This is a genomic window from Parachryseolinea silvisoli, assembly GCF_021190955.1.
GTDB lineage: Bacteria > Bacteroidota > Bacteroidia > Cytophagales > Cyclobacteriaceae > Ohtaekwangia > Ohtaekwangia silvisoli.
In genome coordinates, this window is record NZ_JAIOAO010000001.1 from 642,427 (window position 1) to 666,472 (window position 24,046).

The following is a 24,046-nucleotide window of genomic DNA, read 5'->3' on the forward strand; positions in this document are numbered from 1 at the left end:
CGCCGGGCGAAGCCTCGCAACCCCTCTTCCCAGATGAGGGTCATGTGGCGGCTAGTGTCGACCGCGTCTTTAGGCGGAAATAAATTGTTCTATATTTTCCTTGATATACCTCACTCGTCTTGCCTCCAAACTGTCTACGTCAATCAACTTATGAAATTCTATGTCCAACGGATAAAGTTTTTCCGGTTCAGCCTGGTCCGCCAAAATCAACTCGTTTAACTCGTTAGCTCTTCTAACAATATCTGCCAACGATTCTGCACCCATCGCGATAAGATCTCGTTCCAGAAATTGATTTAATTCACATCCTGTATTGAAATAGAAGCCTCCAAATCCACCGTTGAATATTTGCGTTTCTAAAATATATGTTGAATATATTATCTTTTGTCCGGTGGTCAAACCAGAATATAATTCTCCGTCAGATTTTCTTTTGTTATTAACCTGTAGAGTGTCGATTATCAGCTGCGTTAAGTCTTCGTCCGGTGTTTTCGTTATCAGATCGTTTGTCAATCGGCTATGAATCGGCCGATGCAGAACTTTTTCAAATATTTTTGAAAAGTCGTATTTTTTATCTTCACTCATCAGTTGTAGTTTACTAGCGCTCAAAGACTATGTGCTCTTGCCCAAAAAGTTCCGTTGGACGCAGGGACGTCCAACGCCAAATGAACTGAAAATTTTCTATAGTAAAAGTCTGGCGCGATATTATTCCGCTTTATTATTTTCGCTACCGAATCCGGATTTGCTAAAACTAATGATTTCAAGCTATTAATTAATAGTAACACATTACTTAATAAACTTCTACTTATTAGAATATGTCAGCAGATAATTCCCATGGCAAGCACGCCCCAACCGGCGTAGCTTTTCTCCTTGCATTTTTTCTACTTTTTTCATTTTTCTCCCCGGCCGTCGTCGTGGCGCAACCGCCGAAAAGTCCGCCCGCGGCGTCCACCTTTACGGCCAACCTCATCAACATCGAGGCAGCCGTACATGAAACCTTCCGCTATAGCACGAACCTGCACAACGGCAGCGCCCAGGGACGTGTATACGAATTGAAAGCCATGGCACCGATGGGCTGGAACGTCGTATTTCGTGCACGCGGCAGCCAGGTAACGTCCATCAATATGGATGGCAACAAAGACCAGGACATCAGCATCGAAATCCAACCGGCGTATAGCGCCGAACCTGCCAAGTATAAAATACCGGTCTTCGCCACCGCCAACCACGACTCGCTGAAACTGGACCTGGAGGCGGTTGTAAAGGGCTCTTACGGTATAGAGCTGACCACACCCACCGGCCGTTTAAGCGATGCCATTACCGAAGGAAAACAAAAGGAGATTCACCTGGTCGTGAAGAATACGGGGACATTGGCCCTGAACGATATCTCGCTGTCGGGCCAATCGCCGTCCAAGTGGGATGTGACCTTTGCGCCGTCAAAAATCGACCAGCTGGCTGCGGGTAAAACGGCGGATGTGGTCGCGCGGTTAACGGTACCGGACAAGACGATCGCGGGCGACTATGTCACCACCTTCACGGCAAAGAATGCCAACCGCGAGGCGCAGGCTACCTTCCGCATGACCGTGAAGACCTCCGTGCTGTCCGGATGGATCGGCATCCTGGTCATTCTGGCAGCGGTGGGCCTGGTCATCTACCTGATCCGAAAGTACGGCAGACGCTAACAGTTATGGACAATGCTATCATAGAATTGAGGGGACTAACAAAGTGTTACGGCTCCCTCAAGGCTGTTGATGATCTAACCCTTACCATAAACAAAGGTGAGATTTTCGGGCTGCTCGGTCCCAACGGCGCCGGCAAGACCACCACGATCCTGATGATGCTCGGACTGAGCGAGCCTACCGCGGGCACGGCCCGCGTATGTGGCTACAACGCTACGAATACCCCCATCGCCGTCAAGCGAAAGGTAGGCTATATGCCCGATAGCCTGGGGTTCTACGACAACATGACCGCGCTCGAAAACCTGGTATACATCGGCGAGCTGAACGGCATTCCGCGCTCCGAAGTCCGCGAGCGTGCTGTCGAGATGATGGACATGGTCGGCCTTCGCAACGAAGATCTTCACAAAAAGACGTCGGCCTATTCGCGTGGCATGAAGCAACGGCTGGGGCTGGCGGACGTATTGATCAAACAGCCCGACGTTATCATCCTCGACGAGCCTACCCTCGGCATCGACCCCAGCGGCGTGCGCGACTTCCTGGGTCTTATCCGTCAGCTGAGTCGTCAGAAAGGTATTACGGTGTTACTTTCGTCACATCACCTGCACCAGGTGCAACAGGTCTGCGACCGCGTCGGCATTTTTGTCAAAGGAAAACTTTTGGTGGAAGGTAGTTTAGATACCTTATCGAAAAACCTGTTTACGGAACGCTACTACGAAGTGCAGGTAACGGTCCGGCAGGCCATTACCACCCCGTGGAAACACGAACCGGACCTTCTTCAATTGCCCGCCGTGCAAAAACTGGCGGTGGACGGCCCTACCATCGACATCACGTGCACACGCGATACGACACCCGACATTGTCCGCTTTTTTGTGGAGCGGGGATATGATGTCACCGGCGTGCACCGGAAAGAATACGGCCTGGACGAAATCTATCAAACCTATTTTGAAAACAACCTAACAGAAGCAGCGACCCCATGAAAAATCTGGTAACCTCTTTGAACAACCCCAGCCCTTTCGGGGCCATGGTACGAAAAGAAATTGCCGGCCACATTCGCAGCTGGCGATTTATTGTGCTGTTAATGCTTCTTTTACTCACCTTCTGGGGGTCGATGTATATCTCGCTGAGTAACATCCGGACGGCCGTCTCGAACGCCCAGGACCCCGACGCATTATTTTTATACCTGAAGTTATTGACGACGACAGACGGTACACTTCCGCCGTTTCACGTGCTCCTCAATTTCCTGGGGCCCCTGCTGGGCATTAGCCTGGGCTTCGACGCGATCAATTCCGAGCAGCAGGGTGGAACGCTTACACGCGTCATGGCCCAACCCGTTTACCGCGACAATCTGTTGCTATCCAAATTTGTGAGCGCATTACTGATGCTGAGCGTGCTGTTCCTGGCGCTGGCGATGCTGATGACCGGTGGCGGCATGATGCTGACCGGCGTGCGCATCGAGCCCGAGGAAGTACTGCGAATCCTGAGCTTTATCGTACTCTGCGTGGTATACATCGGGTTTTGGCTGGGCCTCTCCATCCTGCTCTCGATCCGGTTCCGGCAAGCCGCTACCTCGGCGCTTACGGCCATCGGCATCTGGCTGTTCTTTACCGTCTTTTATCAAATCGTCATCAGCCTGGCCGTCAAAGCCTTTATACCGCGTTCGCACGCGCTTACCGAGAGCGATGTTCTTCACTACAATGAGATCATTCTAAACCTCTTGCGCCTGGCGCCCAGCCAACTGTATACCGATGCCACGACCACGCTGCTGATGCCCTCCATCCGCAGCCTGGGGCCCGTTACGATGGAGCAGATGGCCGGGGCCATACCCACCCCGCTGCCGTTCGGACAGAGCCTGCTGATTGTATGGCCACAAGTCAGCGGACTGATCGCCGCCACCATGGTCTGCTTTGCGTTGTCGTACTACCTGTTTATGCGACGGGAGATCAGAAGCTGAGGTATAGCAATTTTATATCTACAGACACGAGTTTGTCTACAGCGCAGGTGCCCGCTGATGGTTACATCGCCCGGACGGGCACTTGCTCCAGGCTATCAGATTCATTTATACGCGCTGGCGGGCGTTGTGAGCTCCCGGGATATCTTCTATTCAATAAAATGAAAGCGGAAACATCGAAACTATTGGTTCTTGATGTTAAAATGGGCATTTTTCCAGGACGGAACCTATAAGGAGAATATCGTTAATAACCATAGCCGGCTGTTGCCTGCCATACTTAAACAACTACAGTAATAGACATGCGAGTAATTGCAATCCTGGCATTTGTATCTCTTTCCTATTGCACAAATGCACAAACGTTTTCCCTGGACGACATTCTCAACGCCAGGGCGATGGACTCTACCGAACTAAGAACCTTCTCCCACGACAAGGGATTTGAATTGCGGGAAGTAGAAATAGACAGTTGGAGGTCGGTGCATAAATATTATTCGTCAGACAGCACCATTTGTTTTGAAAGAACCTTTCCCACCGGGAGAAAACTTTTCTCTGAAAACACCACAACCAAATACGCTGGAATGGTGTACTATCATTTTTCAGATAAAGCCGCGGTTAAAGAGTTTCAACGGGAGATGAAGGAAAAAGGATTTAAATTCAAAAGAACAGAGAGCAAAGATTATGGCGCTAATTTCTTTACCCATAATATCTTCGTGACGAAAGACGACGAAATCGACTTAGCCACGGAAAAACTTGGTAAAGAAAATATAAAGTATACCCTGATGTACTACCAAAGGAGGAATTAAAGTCCAGGTCCGAGCATTGGTCCAACCCTCAAAAGTAACCGTTGCCCCCGGGCCGGGCGAAATATGGATTGTCCACCAGGGACTCGCGTTGCCTGGGGATAGCGTTTTTTAGTTCGCAGCGGTTTAGCGACGATTTTGCGTCCGTTTTGGCCAGGTGATGCTCTGCAACGGCCTTGTCATCATTATTTTTCACTTCGCTGTTCCTCGAATGTAAATGCTTTCAGGTTCTGCTTAACCTTCGTTAAATCAATCGACTTATAGCCCGCGCTGAAATAGTCGACCTTTTTTACACCTTCTTTTGCCATCAGAAAATTGATGATGGCGTGAACGTGATCCAGCGTTTCGGTGTCTTGCATTCGTGTCAACTCTTTCAGGTCCATAAACAAGCTGCATTGGTCGGGGGTATCGGTGTACCGTCTCACGCGCAGCGTGCGTCGATCCGGCAGGGAAAACAGATATATGTGGTAGCAATAGGCGTAACTGTAATATCCATCGCTGTCCTTCTCCCCCACATCTTCGTGATAAGTTTTGGACCAGAGGATCTTCTTTATGAGTTTGGAGGCAGCCATACAGAGAAATTTGTGACACTAGTCGAGTACATCAACAATATACGCTTCCGTCTTTTCCCGGTTCGTGTAAATGGCCTGGCCATTGGCGTTTTCGTCAAAGTCTTCGTAAACGATAACACTATCCCCTAGTGTTGATGGCAAAAACCAATCTGTGTGCCTACGATCTTCCCCCGCCAGCCAGTGCCCCGTCAGTATTTTCGCACTGAATGGACGTGGGCTCACTATCCGCTGCACTTCCTCCGGGCATGTCCTTACATGAAGTATAATAGCATAGTCTATCTTCGGTATTAACTGGTCCTGATAATGTACAACCTCCACACATTCTGACGTTTGTGATCCAAAAAGCGCAGTATAAATCTCCACGCCTGTCCTCAGCTTAAATGCGTCGCCGATAGCACCGTAAACGCGTTTACCCTGTTGATACGCATACCGGGCTTTCTGATAGGATTTCGACACAAATCTGTATCCGGTAATACCACCACTGATTACCGCGAGTAGAAAACAAATAAGGCTGGCAACGATCAGGAAGTTTTTCTTTTTAGAAACGCCGAAAACAAGGAGGACAACGCCAGCAACAAACGCAGCCGCCGTAAATAACACCCCGTATAAAATTTCTTCCATATTCTGATGCTCAATTAACTACTGCCGCACTCCCATTCGAATTTATTTTCCCATGGACACGAAAATGATTGTCAATGCAATACCAAGCAGGTCAAATATTTTCAAATTCTCGCTCATGAGTATGTCTGTATTTTATGATCGGTAAGTTGATATGATTATTCGGTGGCCCCTGGCGCGTTCCTATTTGCATCTATCCAGTTTCAACGCCAGCATTTCATCTACCGCTTTCCCGCTGTCATAGTCTTGTGAATAATCGCTGTATACCCAGCTGTCATTTTGCTTCTCTAAGTAACCTTTGATTCTATCAAAAATTGGCGCTTTGTCCGAAGTAAAGTTGAACGCATCTTCATGCACGCCGAATTGCTTTAGCCGTGTCCACTGGTTATTACATACAGAATAAATTTTACAACTGTTCACATTACTAAAGTCCAGGTAGTCAATCACCAATGCAATTTCATCTTTTCCATCCGCATTGATATCCCCAATATTGATTAAACAATACAGTCCCTGAGCAGGCCCTAAGTGCAACGTATCCTGGCCATTTTTATGGATGGTCAGATACACATCGGCCTCGTGATCGAAAAACCATTTTACAACGGTATCCCACTCGTTTTGGAACGGGTCGGGGGAATTGTCAATTTCAGTTCTTGTCCGCCTGGAATAATTGTGCTGATAAACGGTATCTTCTCTCCCATCTCCGTCAAAGTCACCCCTGGCAAAGAGCTTCTTCAATGTATGGAGTTTAACGCTGTCCCCGGCGTTAGCAGGGACGACGGAAGCATTGCCCGCCGTTTTTTCCGACTGTTCCTTACAACCCAAGAGTCCTAACGTCAGGACCAATATATACACTACATATCGCGGGATCATCCTTTAGCTATCGTATAACACGAGAATAAATACCCCTGAAAGATATGTTTTTTTCCCGGACAACGGGAGGAAAATTGCCAGGACCGGAGAATTCGTATGATATACCTCTTTTAAAACCTACGCGATGGAAATTCCACCGGTTGTACGCTGGCGATCATCGCGTGAATCTTTTCCAGGATGTGCTCTTCGTATGCCTGTGACTGTTGCTGGCTTTCATGGCCTGCGCCGAACTCCTCGCTGATCGAATAGCTTGTTACGAAGTGACTTTTCTTAGCCCCCAGGGCATAATGCCATCCGCCGCTTTCCTCGCTTACAAAGACCACGGCTTCCTCCAGCCGCATCAGCTTTTTATGCTGATCCAGCAGACTGCTTTTAAAGATGCCATTGGCAGACGCATCAAAGATGTATCGAATGTTTCCCTTTATCAGAATATTGTAAAGCCCGTGCAACGCTAACAACGTCGCCAACGCGTACAGTACGAGGCGGCCATCCTCGCCGATCGAATCGGGCACGACGGGCGCAATCAACGCCAGTCCCGCCGCGGCCACCACGAGCCACCGGGAATGCCTTACCAGGTGCGCATAAGGCTTCAGCGACAGCGAACCTGCTGACGCGACGATGTTATACCGTTGCCGGATGTCCTGCATGTTTTATGATTTCTTCTATTTCATTGAGTACATTCTGCATGGCGCGTTTGGTGAACCCGTTGCTTACCATCGCCACTTTCTCCTTGCCGTCCCGCCTATACCAAACGTTGAGCGAGGTGTTGACCGTGATCAGCGTGTGCGTTACGCGCACCATCTCAAACTGCAGTATGGCGTCCAGCGGAACGACGGCTTTTCGCGCAAACAAGCCTTTTGTCAATACCATCTCCCGCTGCGCCAGATCGATCACGGTGGATTCCCTCGCCATAGACACTAAAAACAGTACCACCACGCCGGCCGAAATCCACATCACCACCGGCATGTGCGCCACATAGCCACCGATCCCGCACAGCGCCAGGATAACCGAAATAACCAACGCAAATCCATAGCGTCTTTTCATAACATATTGGTTGCCTTGCTCCGTAAAGTATCTGTATCGGTTCATGTTGTAGCGTTGTTGCCCTGCAAGATTAAGATCGAAAAAATGCCGACCAAGCCGGATAGGCGGACGGTTGCTTTGGGCTTGTATTCAGTAACGCCCGGTTGACATTCCGGGCGCAGCCCCATTTCCCGAGACAAATCGTTGAAAATGAGGCGAGCAAGGTTTGCCAATCTTCCGACAATGGGTAATTTGGACACTTCATCACACGAATCATGCGCTCGTTATTCCGTCGGTTTATCCTCCCCTGTTGTTTGCCGGCCATGGTCGTCTTAGGGACATTGCTGTTGCCCGGATCCGCGGCAGGGCAACCTTCGTCGATCGAAACCATGGCCATGGAGGGCTATGCGCAGCGCTTTACCGACACGGTCGCCAGCCTGAACCTGCAGCAAATGGCGCTGGTACTGGCCCGGCAGCAACATAACGCGGAAGACAAAGCCATCTGCTACGCCTACCTGGCGCTCACGCACCGGCGCCTGTTACACCTGAACGACTTCACGCGCTACGCGGACTCGGCCTTTATCGAAGCAAAAAAGACAAAAAGCGTCCGGGCAAAGGCCTATAGCGCCCTGGCCATGGGATCGCTCAAGTCCTATATAGAAGACAACGCGCGCGCATTGGACTACCTGCTGGAAGCGTATAAGCTGTTCGCCGCGCTGGAGGCGTATGACCTTTGCGCCCGCATCGGATCGGACATCTCCTACCTGTTCGCGTCCGGCTCACAGGCGAAAGTGAAAAAATATGCAGACGAGGCACTTTCCTATGCCATGCAAACGGGCGACCCCGAAAGTATTCTCCACGCCCGCCTGGCCGTCGGCAGTTACCTGCTGGACCAGGCCAAGCCCGACAACCGGGAGCAATGGTCCGAAGCCGTTGATTACTACCGAACCACGATCCTCCTGGCGGAAAAGGATGCGGAGTCTATCGTCAGCAAAAGCAACATCGGTGTGGCCTATGTCAATCTTGCCGTGCTGTATATGAATGGTCCGAAGCCCATCGACGAAGACGCATTTCTCTTCAACCTGGAAAAGACGATCGCCATTTCCCGGCGATACAACCTGAAGAATATCTATCGCAGCTCGATCGGCTTGCGGGGACAATACTTTATGGAGAAGGGGGAATATACCATCGCCGAAGAGCTGTTCAAGGAGGGAATTGCCTACCAGCAAACACTCCCTTATAAAGACAACGCCATCCTGGCTACATTTTACGAGAGCCTGAAAGCAATCGCGGCCCGGCAACAAAATTACTGGCTATACTACCAGTATGATCAATCGTTCGCCGAATACAACAAGCTCAAGTACGACGAATCGACACAACGCACGCAACAGTATGCCGACGCGCGCTTTGAATCCGAAAAACAGACGTCCCTGATCCAGGAGCTGGAACAGGACAACAAGCTTCAGCGAAAGAACCAGCTGCTGGGCTACGGCATTGCGATCGTGTTGCTGATCGGACTGGTGTTTATGTATCGCTCCTATTATTTCCGGCAGCGGTATTACCAGAACCGCGAAGATATCTCGCAGCAGCAGCAAGCCAACAATGCGCTCAGGCTGCAGCTCCTGGAAAAGGAGACGCTCGAAAGCCTGGCGGAGAAGCTCGCGCTGGAACGACGGCTCCTGAGCTCGCAGATGGACCCGCATTTTATCTTTAATGCGCTGGGCAACATTCAAAGTATGATCCTGCAAAAAGACACCGCCCAGGCGGTGTCGTACCTGGGCAAGTTTGCCAAACTTACGCGGCAGGTATTGGAGCAATCCCGAACGGAAGCCATCTCGCTGGCGGAAGAGATTGAAACACTGACAAACTACATCGAACTGCAACGGCTGCGGCTTAACAACAGCTTTCAATACCACATCGTGTGTGATGACGAAACCGACACCGCCCTGTTAATACCCCCGTTGCTGATCCAACCCTTTGTCGAGAATGCCGTGGAGCATGGGCTAAAACCGTTGCCACCCTCCCACGCCGGACTGTTAACGATCCGGTTCACGTCAACCATCGCGGAAAAGTTGCTCATCTGTACCATTACCGACAATGGCATCGGTCTGGCGGAATCCAAACGCCGCAAAGCGCACGATGCGCACCGGTCGTTAGCCACGCGCATTACGGACGAGCGTTTATCCCTGATGCTGAAAGACAATCCCCAGGCGCGTTTTGACGTGCACGACGGCACCCCTACCGGGTCCGGGTGTACCGTGATTTTACAAATACCCATCGTGAATTAAGACGAACAAAGATGTATAAAGCAGTTATTATCGAAGATGAGCACCGCCTGCGGGAGGCGCTTTCCATTTTGCTGGAAATGGTCGCCGACGACCAGGTGCAGGTGGTGGGATATGCCGAACATGCGGACGATGCCGTCAAGCTCATCAACCGGCTCAAGCCCGACCTGGTGTTTCTGGACATCATGCTGAAAGACGGTACCGGGTTCGACGTCCTCCAACGGATTGACTACCGGGGCTTCCACCTGATCTTCACCACCGCGTATGAGGAACACGCCATCCGGGCGTTTAAATACAGCGCCATCGACTACCTGCTCAAGCCCATTGACCAGGAGGAGCTCAAACTGTCCATCGACCGCATCAAAGACATCCAGCAAAAAATGGTGGGCGAGCAGCAGGTACAGGAATTACACGAGAACCTCCAGAAGGCGCCGGAGCGGCTGGTCCTCCCTACCCTGGAGGCCATGCACGTGGTGAAAGTCGACGAGATCGTACGCTGCGAGACGTCCGGCTCCTATACCACGTTCCTGCTGGCCGACGGCCGGAAGATCATCGTCTCGAAGCCGTTAAAAAACTACGAAGACATCCTGCTGCCGCCGCTGTTCTTCCGGGTGCACCAATCCCACCTCATCAACGTGCACTACATCCAGAGCTACTCGAAAGAAGGGCTGATCCAAATGAAAGACAAGGCAGCGATTCCTATTTCACGGGCCAAAAAAGAGGCATTTTTCAAACTAATGACCGAAGACGGCAATCCCTGAAAAACGGATAGGGACTGAACCCTGTCAGATACCAAGCGAACCCCACCGACCGCAAAGCGCCTATTTTACGCTGGCCCTGTAGTGCCTATGTTTGAGCCATAGATTAAAACGGCCAACAAACCACACACTACTATGAGCAATAAAACACTTGCAATCTTAAGCTACATCACCATCATCGGCTGGGTCATCGCGCTCATTCAGAACAACGACAAGAAGCCCAAGGACGAGCTGGTAACCTACCACTTAAAACAGGGCTTCGGTTTCTTTCTATTAGCGATCGTTGTCAATATCGCGACTACGATTGTCGTCACGATCGTGCCCATGCTGTTCTTCCTGAACTACGCGGGGCTGGTGCTCCTGGTGCTTTGGGTATTCGGGATCATCAACGCCGTGAATGAGCAAAAGAAGCCCATTCCGCTGGTAGGCCCTATGTTTGAAAATCAGTTTGCTTTTATCGGATAGACCCTCTCTGCACAAGAGACCCCCTCGACACAAGAGACCCTCTCTCTTGGGAAAAGCCGCTTCGTTTGAAGTGGCTTTTTTTGTTTTTCCTTAAATGACGACCTTACTTTCTGGCGTTTATTATTACCTCTCTCGCGGCATTGGTCATCAGATCTGAAAACAAAAAAGGCAGGTTTGTCGTTTGGTGCAGTTCGATTGTTGGGTTTCTAATTTTATTTCTTATCTATAGCACTATACAACCATGGTGAATAGTCGGTCGAAGAATTAACAACATGATGGATGAATAATTTCCAGGATTTACTCTGCAGATGAGCGTAAAACGGGCAACCGCCGGAACGGTAAGACCAGCAAGACGGTGCAGACCTCGGACGGTCCTGTTGAGTTGGAGACCAGTCGTGACCGCACCGGCACCTTTGAACCGGAACTGGTGAAGAAGCGTGAAACGGTTAATTGTACACATTCCGTGCAAAATCTTATTTAGTATACCCATGTCCTTTCGTCTTCGTTTGTATCGTCGGCATCCCGCCGACGCTTATCCGACCGTATAGTCGCCGGCAATTGTACATACTCCTGAAAATCACTACCTTTAACCGACAACATGCAATGGCCTCTCCGTTGGCTCATTCCGTTGGCACCAACCTATACGAGTATTCAGATGAAAAAATGGTTTTGCTTTGTCCTGGCCGCGACAGCGCTTTCAAATGTCTTCGGTCAAAATTTATTCGCCGCGAAGGCGAAGGGCTCCTACGGTTTTATAGACCATATGGGTCAATGGATCATTCCCGCGACCTTCGACGATGCGGAGGCCTTTAACAATGGTTACGCCCGGGTAAAAAAGAGCGGACATTGGAGTTATATAGACAAAGACAAGAGGCTCGTCACGGAATTCCGATTCGACAAAGTTTACAATTTTGAAGGAGAGGTCGCCCGTGTGGGAATCATAGACGAAGAAAGAAGGAAAATAACGTACGGACTGATCAACACAAAAGGTCAATGGGTTGGCCGCCGCGAATTCGACGAGATCGGCAAGTTTGCCGACAATGGCCTGGCTCTCGCGGAGACACGAAGCGGCGACTGGGGTTTTATCGATAAGAACGGGCAGTGGGTTATTCGCCCGACGTTTGGCGGCTTGCGTGATTTCCATGACGGGCTGGCTATGGCTCGTTCCAAAGGCAAATGGGGCTATATCGACAAAACCGGCCACTGGGTGATCCCTCCTATTTACAATCACGCTACAAATTTTCGAGAAGGCTTTGCATCCATCGAGACCAAGGGAGGTCGTTGGGCATTGATCGACTCGCAAGGCGTGCCGGTGGGCTCGCTCGCTTTTGATGTTCTAAAACCTTTTTCAGACAGCGTCACGACTGCTCGACTCGCCGGTCGGTGGGGAATCGTCGGCAAGCACGGGCAATGGATTGTCGAGCCTAAGTTTGATTACCTGGGTCAGTTTGTCGACGGTCTTTGCCGCACCCGACAGAAGGGTTTCTACTGGGGCGTCGTCGACAAGGCTGGCAAGTGGGTCATTCAACCCGATTTCGAAAACGTTCTCCCATTTTCCGAGGGCATTTGCCGTGTAAAGAAAGGCACTCTGTGGGGGTACATGGATCGCACCGGAAAATGGGTGGTCGAACCAACGTTCCAATCAGCAGAAGCCTTTCATAACGGTTACGCAACCGTCAAAATGAAAGGGGAATGGGGCATTATCGATCGCACAGGAAAGGTTACACTCGAGCCATCGTTCGATAAAATCAGACCCCAAGACGAAGGCGATGATACCGCAGAAGAAGAGGAAACAGAAATGAAAGACGAATAAGGGATGCAGGCAACCACTGCCTGCCAAACGGTTTTCCTATACACCAGGGGTTACTGACGTCGAATGTAGTATATATATTTTTTTATACAAACACACCGAAGCGATGTTAACTAGCTTTGGCAGTTGCTTGTGCGATGTAAAAAAACAGCGAAGGTCGCCCTCCGCTGCCTGGTCAGGATTAGGTAAAAAGTACGTTACATTACTTCAATCCTACCCGTCCACCTGTTTGGCATCCTCGTTGATGAAGCTCTCCGCCAGATTGGATAATAACATATCGGTCTCTTTTTCCTCTTGTAACGTCTCTTCGAGAAGCTGCGCTATCTCGGCCTTCTCGGTCATTTTGGCAAGTTGCCGGAGACTTCCGTACGCGGCAATTTCGTAGTGCTCGACCTTCTGGGCGGAAACAATCAACCCCACATCGCGCGTGGCGGAACCGTCTTCCGTATCCTTAATAACAGCCTGGCCTTCTGCAATGAGGCCTTCCATGCCCTTGCATTTCTTATCCTTCGGCGAAAACCCAATTATTTTAAAGACACGCTCCAGCCGCGCAATCTGGTTCTGGGTCACTTTCAGGTGCTCGGCAAATGCCTTCGCCAAATCAGGCGATGTAGCGGCCATTTCCATCTGCGGCAGCGCCTTTGTCAGCTGCTTTTCGGCGTTCAATACATCCGACAATTCGTCGACGAAGAATTTCGTCAGCGCCGGTTGGTCTGAATCTGAGTTAAATGATAGTATTGACATAGCATTTATGTTTATGATGTAGCTACCGATACTAAATCATTGTACCCGATTTGGTCGCGGCCGATCCGTACACCAACATACCCATTTGGAGATCGGTCGTGCGTTGACACCATAAACGATAAGACAAAACATCCGGGATTTTCCGGACGCGTTACTTTTTTACAAAGCGGGCACGTCTGAGCCAATCGCCCTGCGCTACCTCCAGCACGTACACGCCCGGTGCGATATCTTGTAAAGCTATCCGGTAAAGGCCGTCACCCGCGTGCTCAATTACTGCCGGCCGGCGCATACCCTGCGCATCCTGGATGGAGACATCGCTCACCAGGCCGGACAACGCCAGCATGAGCGTTTCATCGGCGGGAACCGGGTATAGCGTCAGCGGGCGTTCCTCGGCACCGGGTTCCAGGGGCGTTGGGATCTCGCCAGCGGACTTTACTTTACGGATAACCTGGCTATTGCCCCCGGTGGCATAGAGGTACTCGGCATCCATAGTCATCGCCGAGATGGTGCGATCGATGCGGTCCGGCAAGGACTCCCGCTTCCAGGAAATGCCCCTGTCGTCCGATTTCCAGATCGCACCATACACGCCGTTGTCTGCGTTTGTGGATCCGAACACGTACACAGTATTGGCATCGACGGCAAAGAAACCCCGGAAAGTATTATTGTCCGCCGGAAACGGGGCGGTTACATCGGTCCAGGTGACGCCGCCATCTGCAGAACGTCTGACATCCCCCGCCGCTGTGGCGCATACGGCGATATTCTTGTCCAGGAAGCACAACGCGGTGATGGTGTTTGTGCCGAAATCCGAAAGCTTCTTCCACGATTTTCCGCCATTGGTTGAATGGAACACCGCGCCGGTTGTGGCGGCAAAGAATACGTTGTCATGGCGGTAGAGCGCTACCAGCGTGTGCAGGGCGTCGTCATCGATGGTATATGTGGTCCACGTCTTTCCGCCATCGCCGGTTTTTACGAACATATTTTTGTCCATGGGCACCAGCGTGGCGCCCGCCAAATACACCGAGTCGGATGTGGCGATCAGCTCATGACTATATTGGAAACGCACCGGCAGGGTAAGCTCCTCAAAGTGCGTACCGTCTTGCGCGAACCGGTATAGATAGTTGCTGTACCCATACAGATACCCTTCGCCGGGCGCCGTCACCTGGATGGACTGTGCCAACATCCCTCCGGGTGACACGGCCCGCTGCCACGACGCGCCACCGTCTGCCGATCGGTGTAGTCCGTCGCCAGGGGTGGCATACAAGGTAGCCTCTTCATCACTCGCCAGGGCGTAATACATGGGGTGAAAAGGGTTGCCGGAAGACCACGTCTCACCTCCATCTTTTGTGACCGCTATATGCCCGCCAGACCCCACAGCAAATCCGTGCGCGACATCGGAAAAGCGGATGTCGTTGATAATGCCCTGTGGAAACGTGCCACCCTTCGGCATGTCCAGCAGCTCCCAGTGCGCGCCGCCATCGTCGGTGCGGTAGCTGGCGCCCACATAAAAGTCGTTATCGCCCGAAGCAAAACCGATAGTTTCCGTTAACCAGTACGTGCACCGTATTTCCTGCAATCCGCCGGGGCCGCACGGGCTCCATGTCTCGCCGGCATCGTGGGTAACAAAGATCGCGTCGCGGGACTGAGAATTGGTACCGTGCACAAACCCGGTCTTGTCGTTCACAAATTGTACTGACATCTTTCTGTAGTCGCCCGTGGATGGGATTTCATAACGATCCCAATGCGCGCCGCCGTCATCGGTGCGCAGGATAAAGGGCTCAAACCCGAAGTTCATGTGAATATCGTCCACCTGATAGCCCACGACATAACCCCGGTGACTGTCCTGGAAATATACCCCGGTATAACTGGTGAAGGGAGTCGTGGCGTTATCGCGTGAGATCGTTTCCCAGGTGGCACCGCCGTTGCTGGTCTTGAAGATCTTTTTAAAATCACCGACCGCGAATCCGTGATGGTCGTCGGTAAAATGCAGCGCGCTGAAGTACGCGCTCGCCTGATACTTTGCGTGCGTCTGCGTGAGCTCCAATACGGAAGTCCAGGCTCCGCCCCCGTCGGTTGTTTTAAAGATTTTGTTTTGATACGCCACATATCCCACGTTTTCGGATGCCAGGGAAACGTCATGATATCGGGTAATGCCGTTGACCTGGTTCGGCATCGTATGCCGGTGGCGCACGGTCCAGTCATCCCCCTGGTTGGAGGATAGGACGACGTCGTTGCCAACGGCGTACTGCAGCGTCGTGCCGCGTGGTACGATGGCCTTCACCAGGTCACTGTGCGTGCCCTGCAAGGATGCCACGGTTTCCCATTGCGCGTATACCGTAAACGACGTGAGCAGAAGAAATAGTGTGATGCGTACAGTAGAGATCATAACGAAGGTTCAATACTCTTAAGTCACACATCGGTGGCAAAAGGTTGGAATACCGCATGTTCATGGAGTCGGAAGGGCTGACAGGAAAAAGCAGAGGGTTCCATTGGCCTTTCGCATCGCAAATTTTTATCCCGCTCACGGAGCCACCCTATCCTTCCTATGTTTTACTTTGGGTTCTACTAAATCCCAGATATGGAAAGACCGACACTTGCCTTTCGGACGGCAGAAATTATGCATCGAGACCGGCGCTATTTATTGGAGTATTTTATACGCGAGGGGTCGCGCGGGACGATTTTCTTTGTGCACGGCCTGGGTGGAGCAAAAGAGAACTTTCTGGAGAGCACTAAAAGCCATGCCCTGGATGGCTACCGGCTCATCTGCTTTGACAATCCCGGCACGGGCAATTCAACCTATTATCCAGACCAGCCTTTGCAGGTAGATGATCTTGCCGAAATCACGTATCATTTTGTCGAACAACTCGACCTGCGCGACTTTATCCTCGTCGGCGCCAGCATGGGGGGATTGACTACGTTGCTATATCTCCGAGGCCCGGGTCGCCGTTATGTTCGGGCATATGCTAACATCGAAGGTAACCTGATGCCGGAGGATTGTATGTTCTCCAGCAAAGTTGTTTCACATACATACAATCACTTTGTAGACACGGTTTATCCGGAGACCATCGTGCATATGAAACGGTACGGCAATACCGGCTATCACATTATTGCCAATAATCTGGAGTTGAATACCGACGCCGGTTCATATTATCACTATAGCTTTCAAACGGTTCGTTATTCATCGACGGGAGCGTTACTGGATCAATACATCAATCTGGACATTCCGCGAATGTTTATATATGGCGAGAAGAATCGGGGGCTGTCCTACCTGCCCCAATTGGCAAACCATAAGCTTACGTGTGTCATGATTCCAGACAGTGACCACTTTCTCTTTTATGACAATCCGGCTGCCCTGTATCGTGTCCTGGCGCACTTTGCTTCGTCTGTCGGGTAGCGACTTAAAAAGTCCTACACGCAATCCTTGCCCGACATGTATGGCAAGAATCCCGACACGGTATTGTAAAGGCGTTGCCTACTTCGTGATATAATAGAAATCTCGCTCCAATTCGTACTTCATTCTCGATACTCCCCTCCTCATCATATAATAAGGGATCCCAAGCATCATTGCAGCATGAATAAAAATGAATGGTATGAGGAACCACCCCATATACCCTGGTGTATCCGAGACATTGAAGGAGATAATGAAGGAGATAATGAAAGCGACATAAAAGAACGCTATAAAAAAGAGGAAGGGAATAAAAATCCGTCGGAATCCCGTTAGTTGCCTCCACAACCAAGATGTTCTCTTTCTGTCTAAAACTTCCATCGGCTACTGCCAAATTCATGTTCATATCAAAGAGTCTTCTTCTCCTTCTTATTTTGAAAGAATCAAAAGTCACTGTCCCTTTGTACTCATTCTTACTGGAACTAAACGCTTCAAAAGCTGAAAGAAAGGTCCCAATATCACCTTGATCAACATTGCGTGTCAACCTGTCAACAAAGTCCTTTTTTTCTATCGGTATTTCGGTAGTCAAATGATCAACTAATCTTAACCTTTCTAATATTGATTTCGTCTCATTCATGCCGGCAGTGCCTTACAACACTCAAATATACGCAACAGCCTATATTTTTAATTTATCGTGAAGTGCTAAAAACTGCTTTTTGGTTGTCTTTAAACCACCCTTCCACGCATACTACATACGCTCCAGGCTTTTAAACAGCGTTATTCCATTTGTCGTTCAGGGTACGGATAAGCTCGAAGAACCGGTTTCCTGAATCAGCAGCAGGATTCGCCATCAAAAAATGGCGGTCGACGAACTCCACATCCTGCCCCTCCTTCCGCTTGGATAGAAAGTACTGATCGATCAACATCAATCCCTGCCGCAGGCCCACGCCGTCCCAGCTTGCCTCTATAATACCGCGAGCCTCGGTAAAGATCTGAACCCGGTTCGTTTTCAGAATAGTATAGTCGTCCCCTTCGGGAAACAGGCAAGATCCGAGCATTATCCGGTCAATAAAGCTAACGCCCTCCATATAAGCATCCCGGAAATCGACGCGTTCCATTCTATTTTGAACCGGCTTGAAGTCGGGATAATACGCCTTGTTTACGGAGGAGTATCCGCGAAAAAAAACGGATATCAGCTTGCCCGAAAACTTCGAATCGACAAAACGTGCTCCGTTGAAATCGACCTTATCCAACTTACAGTTGAGAAATTCGCAGCGCTCGAATAATGCATGCGTATAGACCGTACCGACCAGATTGGTATTGACAAACTTCACTCGTTTATAATAGCCTGCATATACCATATCGAGTGAGCCATTCATCAGCACGTTTGTCAGCCGCGCGTCGACAAAATCCACATTCTCAAACTCACACGACCAAAACTTCGATCTCTCGGCGTTTGTTTTCGTACAAATCAGATTCTCGAAACGGCAACGTTCCCACCGGATCCCACTGAGTGTTGTATAAGACAGGTCAGCGTTTGTAATCGTGGCATTCCGAACAACAAGATGTTCCGGCAGCGCGATGCCACGCAGATCCCATCGATCCTGATGTTTGGTAAGTCCCACCGAAGCGATATCCGATCCAGAACTTAACCACGTCAGAACACCATCGAGCAACAATTTTCCGTCGGCCTGGAGCCATCTCTCTTTCAGACTTTTCATCGTTGTTGCGAATTAATCATTTACCTTGAGAATCTCAATAAATCCATAGGCAGCGCCCAAAATCCCGCTTGTGTCCGCTATGGTTGATTTGAGGTGGCTATTTTTATTGCTTCAATTTCGGGAGTTCGGCCCATCGGCACAACTATTGCTCTATCAGCCCGCGCTTCATCTTTACCGTAAAACCTAAAACGCCCCTTTGTACCCATGAAAAAGCATTTACCGTTACTCCTCCTGTTCTTTTTCCTATGCTGGAACGTCTATGCGCAAACGATCATTGAAAACCCTACCCATGGCTACTCGAATGCGCAGGGCCTGACCCTGCGAAAAATAGCATTGACCGATACCGCCACGATCCTTCATTTTCACCTGTTAGCAGACGCCGGAGCGGATATGTATATACCCGACGACGCCTTTATCCAACCGGTCACGGGTGGACAGAAACGCGTGATCCGGTATGCGGAAGGAATCCCGCTGAGTGAGGAGTATGTTATTCCGGCTTCCGGCGAGGTCTATTATACACTGGTTTTTCCAGCGCTCGAAAAACACACGACAAAATTTGACTACATCGAAGGGGAAGAAGGATGGACGATTTTCGACATACAAACAGGCCCGGAGGCACCATGGTCCTCTCCCATCCCGCAGTCCCTGGCAGGCCACTGGCTCAATACAGCCACCGGCAATTGGGAGCTGAGTCTGTTCGACTATACGGCGGTGTATGAGAAACAAGTATGGCGCTATGGGAAGGTATCGCTAAAAAACGGCTCGGGCACCGTTCAACTTACCAATGGATCACAGGCAATGTCCCTGTCCGTTATGAAAGACAAAAACGGAGCCTACAAATTCGGTAAAGGAGCTCAAAAAGCAGTTGCGTATAGTCGGTTGGATACGCACGCAGTAGCCCGTCACTCCGATCAAGACGCTCCTTTTGAAATTCCGGTGTTTGCGCTGGATACCGCCGTGTACAGCGGTTACATCCGGCACTATCGCCCGCACCTGGGCAGTACTACGCTGCAGGTACGCATCAATGACCTGATCTCCGGAGGCGAAAATTCGTTTGTGACCCACATCGCAGAAAATGGCTACTTCACGGTAAAGGTCCCGCTTTACCATCCGCAGGACGTCTATGTTGAGTCACCTTACTATTATACCGGGCACCTGTTTTTAGAACCCGGCAAAGCGCTGTTTGAGCTGATCGATGCCGATCAATCGCATTTTATGGGCGAAGGCGCCGTCACCAATTCGGAGTTACAGCAGCTGGAAGGACTCGGCGCCGGGAGTCATGCCGCAGACGTACAGGCACAAATACCGAATATCACGGCGGACGCGTATAAAGGCTATTGGCGGCGCTGGCAGGAACGGGATTTAGAGGTGCTGGACTCCCTGGCGAAAAAAGGCAGCATCAGCCCTCGGACCTTCCAGATCAAAAGGAAAGATCTGGTTTATCAGTACTTGAATGTAATTCCGGAATATGAGATGCTGATGGCCGACGCCCTCGAAGCGGACAGCGGGACCGCTAACCAAAATACTCCGGGTATAAAATCAGACTCTCTGACACCCGCGTTCTTTGATGGTATCACGGACGAACTTGCCAACGATCCCCTCGCTGTCGTTGCCGACAGTTATTACTATTTCATCAACCGGCTGCGGTATTTGGATTTCATTCGCACGCGGATCAACTGGTCTATTTCAGGTCCTGCCGTCTTCGCTGCGCTTGAAAAAACAGGGTATGTGCTCACGGACCGCGAGCGGCAGCTGCGCCTGGATCTGCAAGAACTGGATTCACTCCAGGCGCACAACGATTTCAGCACCCGGTATAAAGCGGCGATCGAGGCTTTCCAACAGAAATATTCAGGCGTTTATTCCGCCTGGGCCGTCCAGCAGCCCGAACCGCCCACTTTTTCGGCCATTGAAACATACCTCCGGGGAAAAAAAGTAAAATTCACGCAGGATGAAATTCATTTTCTAACAGCAGCCCGGACCCAGGAAGGTAATGTCACGTCGGCAAGATTGCGTGCGCTTCGGTCTGCCACCACCAAACCCGCCAATGATTTTAACCTGACACACCATGATTTTCTTTCAGCCTTAAACAAGAAGCTGATTCACGACAGCTATGTGAAAAACCTGGAAGCACTCCTGGGTGTGAAACGCGGACTGGCGACCGACCTCATCGCTGCCCAGACGTATTGCCGTTCTATTGTGGCTGAAAAGACCCCTGTTACCTCGCGGGAACTGAAATTTATACAAGACCAGATCTCCTCGCCGTTTATCGCCCACTACGTTGCCTTGCGCAACGAGCAAAGTCGCCGGCAGCTGGCAAGCCCCGCCGGCGCTGTTAACCCGGGCTATGATGCGAATGAATCGGGGACAAATTCCGCCGACTCAATCTTCAACCGGATCGTGGCCACCTACAAAGGCAACGTGATCTACGTGGATTTCTGGGCCACGTGGTGTGGACCATGCCTGGCTGACATGGCGGAAATCGCACCGCTCAAAGATGAGCTGGCGAATGAAAATATAACATTCGTGTATATTACCGATCAATCCTCGCCGAAGAAAGCCTGGTCGAACATGATACCGGGTATAAAAGGTGAGCACTACAGAGTGTCAAAGGAAGAATGGATGTACCTGTGCTCAAAATTTAACATTGTTGGTATACCGCATCACGTCTTGGTGGGGAAAAATGGCGAGGTCATCAATCCTGATGTGCGTCTGGAGGGTAATGCTTCGCTGCGGAAGGAATTACGGAAACACGTAGATCAATAACATTTCTGACAGTATACCCGATCCGTTACCGCGTACAGCCGGAGGCCGTCACATACATGCACCAATTTGGGAACACTTTTCCAGGAATCGTCTTCATTAATTGTCCGAGATACTATTATTCCCGCCGATAATGATCAAAAATCTAACTTTCGGAATGGTGCCGGGCTGGTCGTGTTATTGCTTTATGTTAATCGATTTATTATTTTGTAGGTAGCGCAGGCTGCATCCCGTCGGCCGGACAGAGGGCTCGATTCGCTTGTACTTCTTATTCGTCGATCATGCATCCGTAACACTTCTCCAACGGTTCAACTGTGCCCGCTGAACGTATGGAATTCATGCCCCTGAAAAACCTTCTCCCCCATGAGTAAATATAAGATTGTCCGAAACGAAGAATGGAAAACCATCCAGGCTGAAAAAGCGGCCCTGGCAAAGGATCTGGAAGCTTCCCAGACATTCATCGAATCACTGAAAACCGGTAACCTTCAGGCCACGTATGCCGGTGACCAGGAAACGCTCATCGGTATGTCCATGATGTCGCTGCGCGACCGTATGATCGAGCTGGCCCGGGAAGAAGAACGAAGAAACTGGGTGAACCAGGGTATTGCCCAATTCGCCGATATACTCCGCGTTTCGGATCAGAACAGCAGCGCAGCCCTTTACGATTCCGTCATATCAAACCTTGTGCGGTATTTAAAAGCCAATCAAGGCTGTATATTTTCTCTCAATGACGACAATGACAACGACATGTTTCTCGAGCTGATCAGCTGCTACGCGTATGATCGTAAGAAGTTCCAGGAGAGACGTGTTCCCTTAGGGGAAGGGTTGATCGGACAGTGTTTCTACGAAAAACAGGTTGTCTACCTGAAAGACGTTCCAAAAGAATACGTCACCATTTCTTCCGGGTTGGGCGAAGCCCGTCCGCGAAACGTAATCCTGGTGCCGATGATTCTGGATCAGGATATTCATGGCGTTATCGAGCTGGCATCTTTCACGCTGTTTGAGAAATATCAAATTGATTTCTTACAGAAGGTTGCCGAAAGTATCGCCGCGACGCTCTCGGCATCGCGGGTCAGTAATCGCACCCAGCGCCTGCTGCAGGAGAGCATGTCCCAGTCCGAGCAATTAAAGGCGCAGGAGGAAGAAATGCGGCAGAGCATGGAGGAGCTTACCGCCACGCAGGAGGAAATGGAACGCAAAAGCCGCGAGCTTAATCAGACGGCGGCGGAAATGAACAGTATTCTCAACGGCATCAATGCCACGATGGCCACCATCGAATTTACAACGGAGGGTATGATTGTGACCGCCAACAAAAACTTCCTGGACACGATGAAGTATTCGCTGGCCCAAATCCAGGGCAAACACCACCGCATGTTTGTCCCGGAGGAGATCCGGAACAGCGACGACTACAAAACGTTCTGGAAAGCATTGGCCAACGGCAAATCGCACGTGGACGTGTTTAAGCGGATAGACTCCACCGGACAAGAGGTTTGGCTGAATGCCATCTATAATCCCATCCTGGACCAGGATGGAAAAGTGCAACGGGTCATCAAGCTTGCCAACAACGTCACCGCTGAGAAAGAGAAAGAAAAGAAGGTGCACGAGCTGCTGGAAGAAACACGGGCGAATGAAGAAGAGCTGCGTCAAAACATGGAAGAGCTCTCCTCAACGCAGGAGCATCTCGAGCTGCGCAACCGGGAGATCAACGCCGCGGCCGCGGAAATGCGCTCGATCCTCAGCGGCATAGACGCGACCATGGCGACAATCGAGTTCACCCCCGACGGCACGATTACGGCTGCCAACGAACGATTCCTGACGCTCATGAAATGCACGCTGGACGAGATCAAGGGGAAACATCATCGCATCTTTGTCCCGAAAGATGTTGCCGAATCGGATGAATACAAGACCTTCTGGGCCGGCCTGGCCGCGGGAAATTCCGTCAACGATGTCTTTCCCCGTATCACCCTAACAGGTGACGTTGTCTGGCTCAACGCCATCTACAATCCGATCTTCAACGATATGGGTCAGGTAACAAAAGTACTCAAGCTGGCCAACGACATCACGGCCAGCAAGCGACAGGAAGAGGAAATCCGGAACTTGCTGGAAGAATCCAGGGCGCAGGAAGAGGAGCTTCGTCAGAATATGGAAGAGGTGACGGCCACCCAGGATGAGATTCAGCGACAGAACAATCTCATCCGCGAGTCCACCGCCGAGATGCGCAGCATCATGTCGGGCATCAATGCCACCATGGCCTCGATCGAGTTCTCCACCGACGGCACGATCCTGCATGCCAATGAAAACTTTTTGAATGCCATGGGCTATTCTTTAGCAGAGATCGTGGGACAGCATCACCGCATGTTCATGCCGCCCGGCCAGGCGGATACTCCGGCGTATCGCCAATTCTGGAAGGAGCTCGCGTCCGGGAATCCACGCGTCGATACGTTCGAGCGTGTTACGAAAAAGAAAGAACCCATTTTACTAAACGCGATCTATAACCCCATCCTGAACGCCAGCGGCGAGGTAGTGAAAATAGTAAAGCTGGCGACGCACGTGAAGGCCGATGCTACTCGATAGCGCTGTAGCCTTAGCGCCAGCGACCGTCCTGACGATAAAAAGGCCGCTT

20 protein-coding genes and 1 pseudogene are annotated in these 24,046 nt (G+C 50.7%); 12 read left to right on the forward strand and 9 right to left on the reverse strand.

The window, feature by feature from the left end:
- Positions 1–69: 69 nt before the first annotated feature.
- Positions 70–579: a DMP19 family protein gene (locus K7P01_RS02695; RefSeq protein WP_267289559.1), complete on the reverse strand. Its 510-nt coding sequence runs from the start codon at positions 577–579 to the stop codon at positions 70–72.
- Positions 580–809: 230 nt separating this feature from the next.
- Between K7P01_RS02695 and K7P01_RS02700 the strand changes: the two genes are divergently transcribed.
- The 4 genes from K7P01_RS02700 to K7P01_RS02715 all read left to right on the forward strand — a co-directional run bounded on the left by K7P01_RS02700 (position 810) and on the right by K7P01_RS02715 (position 4,418).
- A complete protein-coding gene (locus K7P01_RS02700) occupies positions 810–1,673 on the forward strand; it encodes a COG1470 family protein (protein ID WP_267289561.1) in 864 nt (287 codons plus the stop codon).
- Between the two features lie 5 nt (positions 1,674–1,678).
- Positions 1,679–2,647 (forward strand): ABC transporter ATP-binding protein, encoded by a 969-nt coding sequence (locus K7P01_RS02705; protein WP_267289563.1) that lies wholly within the window; start codon positions 1,679–1,681, stop codon positions 2,645–2,647.
- Entirely contained in the window at positions 2,644–3,621 is a 978-nt protein-coding gene (locus tag K7P01_RS02710; RefSeq protein WP_267289565.1) for an ABC transporter permease, read from the forward strand. The genes K7P01_RS02705 and K7P01_RS02710 overlap by 4 nt, the downstream gene beginning before the upstream one ends.
- A gap of 296 nt (positions 3,622–3,917) precedes the next feature.
- A complete protein-coding gene (locus tag K7P01_RS02715) occupies positions 3,918–4,418 on the forward strand; it encodes a hypothetical protein (protein WP_267289567.1) in 501 nt (166 codons plus the stop codon).
- Between the two features lie 182 nt (positions 4,419–4,600).
- On the opposite strand, the gene K7P01_RS02720 is transcribed toward K7P01_RS02715, so the two are convergent.
- From K7P01_RS02720 to K7P01_RS02740, 5 genes are all read right to left on the reverse strand, one after another.
- On the reverse strand, positions 4,601–4,987 hold the full coding sequence (locus K7P01_RS02720; RefSeq protein WP_267289569.1) for a hypothetical protein: 387 nt from the start codon (positions 4,985–4,987) through the stop codon (positions 4,601–4,603).
- A gap of 18 nt (positions 4,988–5,005) precedes the next feature.
- Positions 5,006–5,608 carry a hypothetical protein gene (locus tag K7P01_RS02725; RefSeq protein ID WP_267289571.1) on the reverse strand — a complete coding sequence of 201 codons (603 nt, stop codon included), beginning with the start codon at positions 5,606–5,608 and terminating at the stop codon, positions 5,006–5,008.
- Positions 5,609–5,788: 180 nt separating this feature from the next.
- Entirely contained in the window at positions 5,789–6,340 is a 552-nt protein-coding gene (locus K7P01_RS02730) for a hypothetical protein (RefSeq protein ID WP_267289573.1), read from the reverse strand.
- Between the two features lie 245 nt (positions 6,341–6,585).
- On the reverse strand, positions 6,586–7,122 hold the full coding sequence (locus K7P01_RS02735; protein WP_267289575.1) for a hypothetical protein: 537 nt from the start codon (positions 7,120–7,122) through the stop codon (positions 6,586–6,588).
- Positions 7,097–7,519, reverse strand: a complete 423-nt coding sequence (locus K7P01_RS02740) for a hypothetical protein (protein ID WP_267289577.1) — start codon at positions 7,517–7,519, stop codon at positions 7,097–7,099. The genes K7P01_RS02735 and K7P01_RS02740 overlap by 26 nt, the downstream gene beginning before the upstream one ends.
- A gap of 254 nt (positions 7,520–7,773) precedes the next feature.
- On the opposite strand from K7P01_RS02740, the gene K7P01_RS02745 reads away from it, so the two are divergent.
- The 5 genes and pseudogenes from K7P01_RS02745 (at position 7,774) to K7P01_RS02765 (ending at position 12,819) form a co-directional block, all read left to right on the forward strand.
- Positions 7,774–9,786 carry a sensor histidine kinase gene (locus tag K7P01_RS02745; RefSeq protein ID WP_267289579.1) on the forward strand — a complete coding sequence of 671 codons (2,013 nt, stop codon included), beginning with the start codon at positions 7,774–7,776 and terminating at the stop codon, positions 9,784–9,786.
- 11 nt (positions 9,787–9,797) lie between these two features.
- Positions 9,798–10,544 (forward strand): LytR/AlgR family response regulator transcription factor, encoded by a 747-nt coding sequence (locus tag K7P01_RS02750; RefSeq protein WP_267289581.1) that lies wholly within the window; start codon positions 9,798–9,800, stop codon positions 10,542–10,544.
- Positions 10,545–10,676: 132 nt separating this feature from the next.
- Positions 10,677–11,006 (forward strand): DUF4870 domain-containing protein, encoded by a 330-nt coding sequence (locus K7P01_RS02755; RefSeq protein ID WP_267289583.1) that lies wholly within the window; start codon positions 10,677–10,679, stop codon positions 11,004–11,006.
- A 316-nt stretch (positions 11,007–11,322) separates the two neighbouring features.
- Positions 11,323–11,451, forward strand: a pseudogene (locus K7P01_RS02760) (transposase); the annotation flags it as partial.
- 210 nt (positions 11,452–11,661) lie between these two features.
- The gene (locus K7P01_RS02765; protein ID WP_267289585.1) at positions 11,662–12,819 is read left to right on the forward strand and encodes a WG repeat-containing protein; all 1,158 of its coding nucleotides are present in this window, start codon (positions 11,662–11,664) and stop codon (positions 12,817–12,819) included.
- A 210-nt stretch (positions 12,820–13,029) separates the two neighbouring features.
- Here the strand turns inward: K7P01_RS02765 and K7P01_RS02770 are convergent, their stop codons facing one another.
- Together K7P01_RS02770 and K7P01_RS02775 are read right to left on the reverse strand one after the other, a co-directional pair.
- The gene (locus K7P01_RS02770) at positions 13,030–13,560 is read right to left on the reverse strand and encodes a YciE/YciF ferroxidase family protein (protein WP_267289587.1); all 531 of its coding nucleotides are present in this window, start codon (positions 13,558–13,560) and stop codon (positions 13,030–13,032) included.
- A 151-nt stretch (positions 13,561–13,711) separates the two neighbouring features.
- The gene (locus K7P01_RS02775) at positions 13,712–15,943 is read right to left on the reverse strand and encodes a YCF48-related protein (protein ID WP_267289589.1); all 2,232 of its coding nucleotides are present in this window, start codon (positions 15,941–15,943) and stop codon (positions 13,712–13,714) included.
- A gap of 192 nt (positions 15,944–16,135) precedes the next feature.
- On the opposite strand from K7P01_RS02775, the gene K7P01_RS02780 reads away from it, so the two are divergent.
- Complete coding sequence (locus tag K7P01_RS02780; protein ID WP_267289591.1) at positions 16,136–16,951, forward strand: alpha/beta fold hydrolase; 816 nt, start codon at positions 16,136–16,138, stop codon at positions 16,949–16,951.
- 758 nt (positions 16,952–17,709) lie between these two features.
- Here K7P01_RS02780 and K7P01_RS02785 read toward each other — a convergent pair.
- Positions 17,710–18,663, reverse strand: coding sequence for a pentapeptide repeat-containing protein (locus tag K7P01_RS02785; RefSeq protein ID WP_267289593.1), 954 nt, complete (start codon positions 18,661–18,663; stop codon positions 17,710–17,712).
- Positions 18,664–18,867: 204 nt separating this feature from the next.
- Between K7P01_RS02785 and K7P01_RS02790 the strand changes: the two genes are divergently transcribed.
- Both K7P01_RS02790 and K7P01_RS02795 read left to right on the forward strand, forming a co-directional pair.
- Entirely contained in the window at positions 18,868–21,426 is a 2,559-nt protein-coding gene (locus K7P01_RS02790) for a TlpA family protein disulfide reductase (RefSeq protein ID WP_267289595.1), read from the forward strand.
- Between the two features lie 360 nt (positions 21,427–21,786).
- The gene (locus K7P01_RS02795; protein ID WP_267289597.1) at positions 21,787–23,997 is read left to right on the forward strand and encodes a PAS domain-containing protein; all 2,211 of its coding nucleotides are present in this window, start codon (positions 21,787–21,789) and stop codon (positions 23,995–23,997) included.
- The last annotated feature ends 49 nt before the right edge of the window (positions 23,998–24,046 follow it).

Bases quoted from the DNA above. Each gene is read 5' to 3' on its own strand.
- K7P01_RS02735 (WP_267289575.1), bottom strand. From the start codon at position 7,122: ATGCAGGACATCCGGCAACGGTATAACATCGTCGCGTCAGCAGGTTCG.
- K7P01_RS02780 (WP_267289591.1), top strand. From the start codon at position 16,136: ATGGAAAGACCGACACTTGCCTTTCGGACGGCAGAAATTATGCATCGA.
- K7P01_RS02750 (WP_267289581.1), top strand. From the start codon at position 9,798: ATGTATAAAGCAGTTATTATCGAAGATGAGCACCGCCTGCGGGAGGCG.
- K7P01_RS02770 (WP_267289587.1), bottom strand. From the start codon at position 13,560: ATGTCAATACTATCATTTAACTCAGATTCAGACCAACCGGCGCTGACG.
- K7P01_RS02695 (WP_267289559.1), bottom strand. From the start codon at position 579: ATGAGTGAAGATAAAAAATACGACTTTTCAAAAATATTTGAAAAAGTT.
- K7P01_RS02795 (WP_267289597.1), top strand. From the start codon at position 21,787: ATGAGTAAATATAAGATTGTCCGAAACGAAGAATGGAAAACCATCCAG.
- K7P01_RS02725 (WP_267289571.1), bottom strand. From the start codon at position 5,608: ATGGAAGAAATTTTATACGGGGTGTTATTTACGGCGGCTGCGTTTGTT.
- K7P01_RS02790 (WP_267289595.1), top strand. From the start codon at position 18,868: ATGAAAAAGCATTTACCGTTACTCCTCCTGTTCTTTTTCCTATGCTGG.
- K7P01_RS02710 (WP_267289565.1), top strand. From the start codon at position 2,644: ATGAAAAATCTGGTAACCTCTTTGAACAACCCCAGCCCTTTCGGGGCC.
- K7P01_RS02740 (WP_267289577.1), bottom strand. From the start codon at position 7,519: ATGAAAAGACGCTATGGATTTGCGTTGGTTATTTCGGTTATCCTGGCG.
- K7P01_RS02745 (WP_267289579.1), top strand. From the start codon at position 7,774: ATGCGCTCGTTATTCCGTCGGTTTATCCTCCCCTGTTGTTTGCCGGCC.
- K7P01_RS02715 (WP_267289567.1), top strand. From the start codon at position 3,918: ATGCGAGTAATTGCAATCCTGGCATTTGTATCTCTTTCCTATTGCACA.
- K7P01_RS02705 (WP_267289563.1), top strand. From the start codon at position 1,679: ATGGACAATGCTATCATAGAATTGAGGGGACTAACAAAGTGTTACGGC.
- K7P01_RS02765 (WP_267289585.1), top strand. From the start codon at position 11,662: ATGAAAAAATGGTTTTGCTTTGTCCTGGCCGCGACAGCGCTTTCAAAT.
- K7P01_RS02785 (WP_267289593.1), bottom strand. From the start codon at position 18,663: ATGAAAAGTCTGAAAGAGAGATGGCTCCAGGCCGACGGAAAATTGTTG.
- K7P01_RS02775 (WP_267289589.1), bottom strand. From the start codon at position 15,943: ATGATCTCTACTGTACGCATCACACTATTTCTTCTGCTCACGTCGTTT.
- K7P01_RS02755 (WP_267289583.1), top strand. From the start codon at position 10,677: ATGAGCAATAAAACACTTGCAATCTTAAGCTACATCACCATCATCGGC.
- K7P01_RS02720 (WP_267289569.1), bottom strand. From the start codon at position 4,987: ATGGCTGCCTCCAAACTCATAAAGAAGATCCTCTGGTCCAAAACTTAT.
- K7P01_RS02700 (WP_267289561.1), top strand. From the start codon at position 810: ATGTCAGCAGATAATTCCCATGGCAAGCACGCCCCAACCGGCGTAGCT.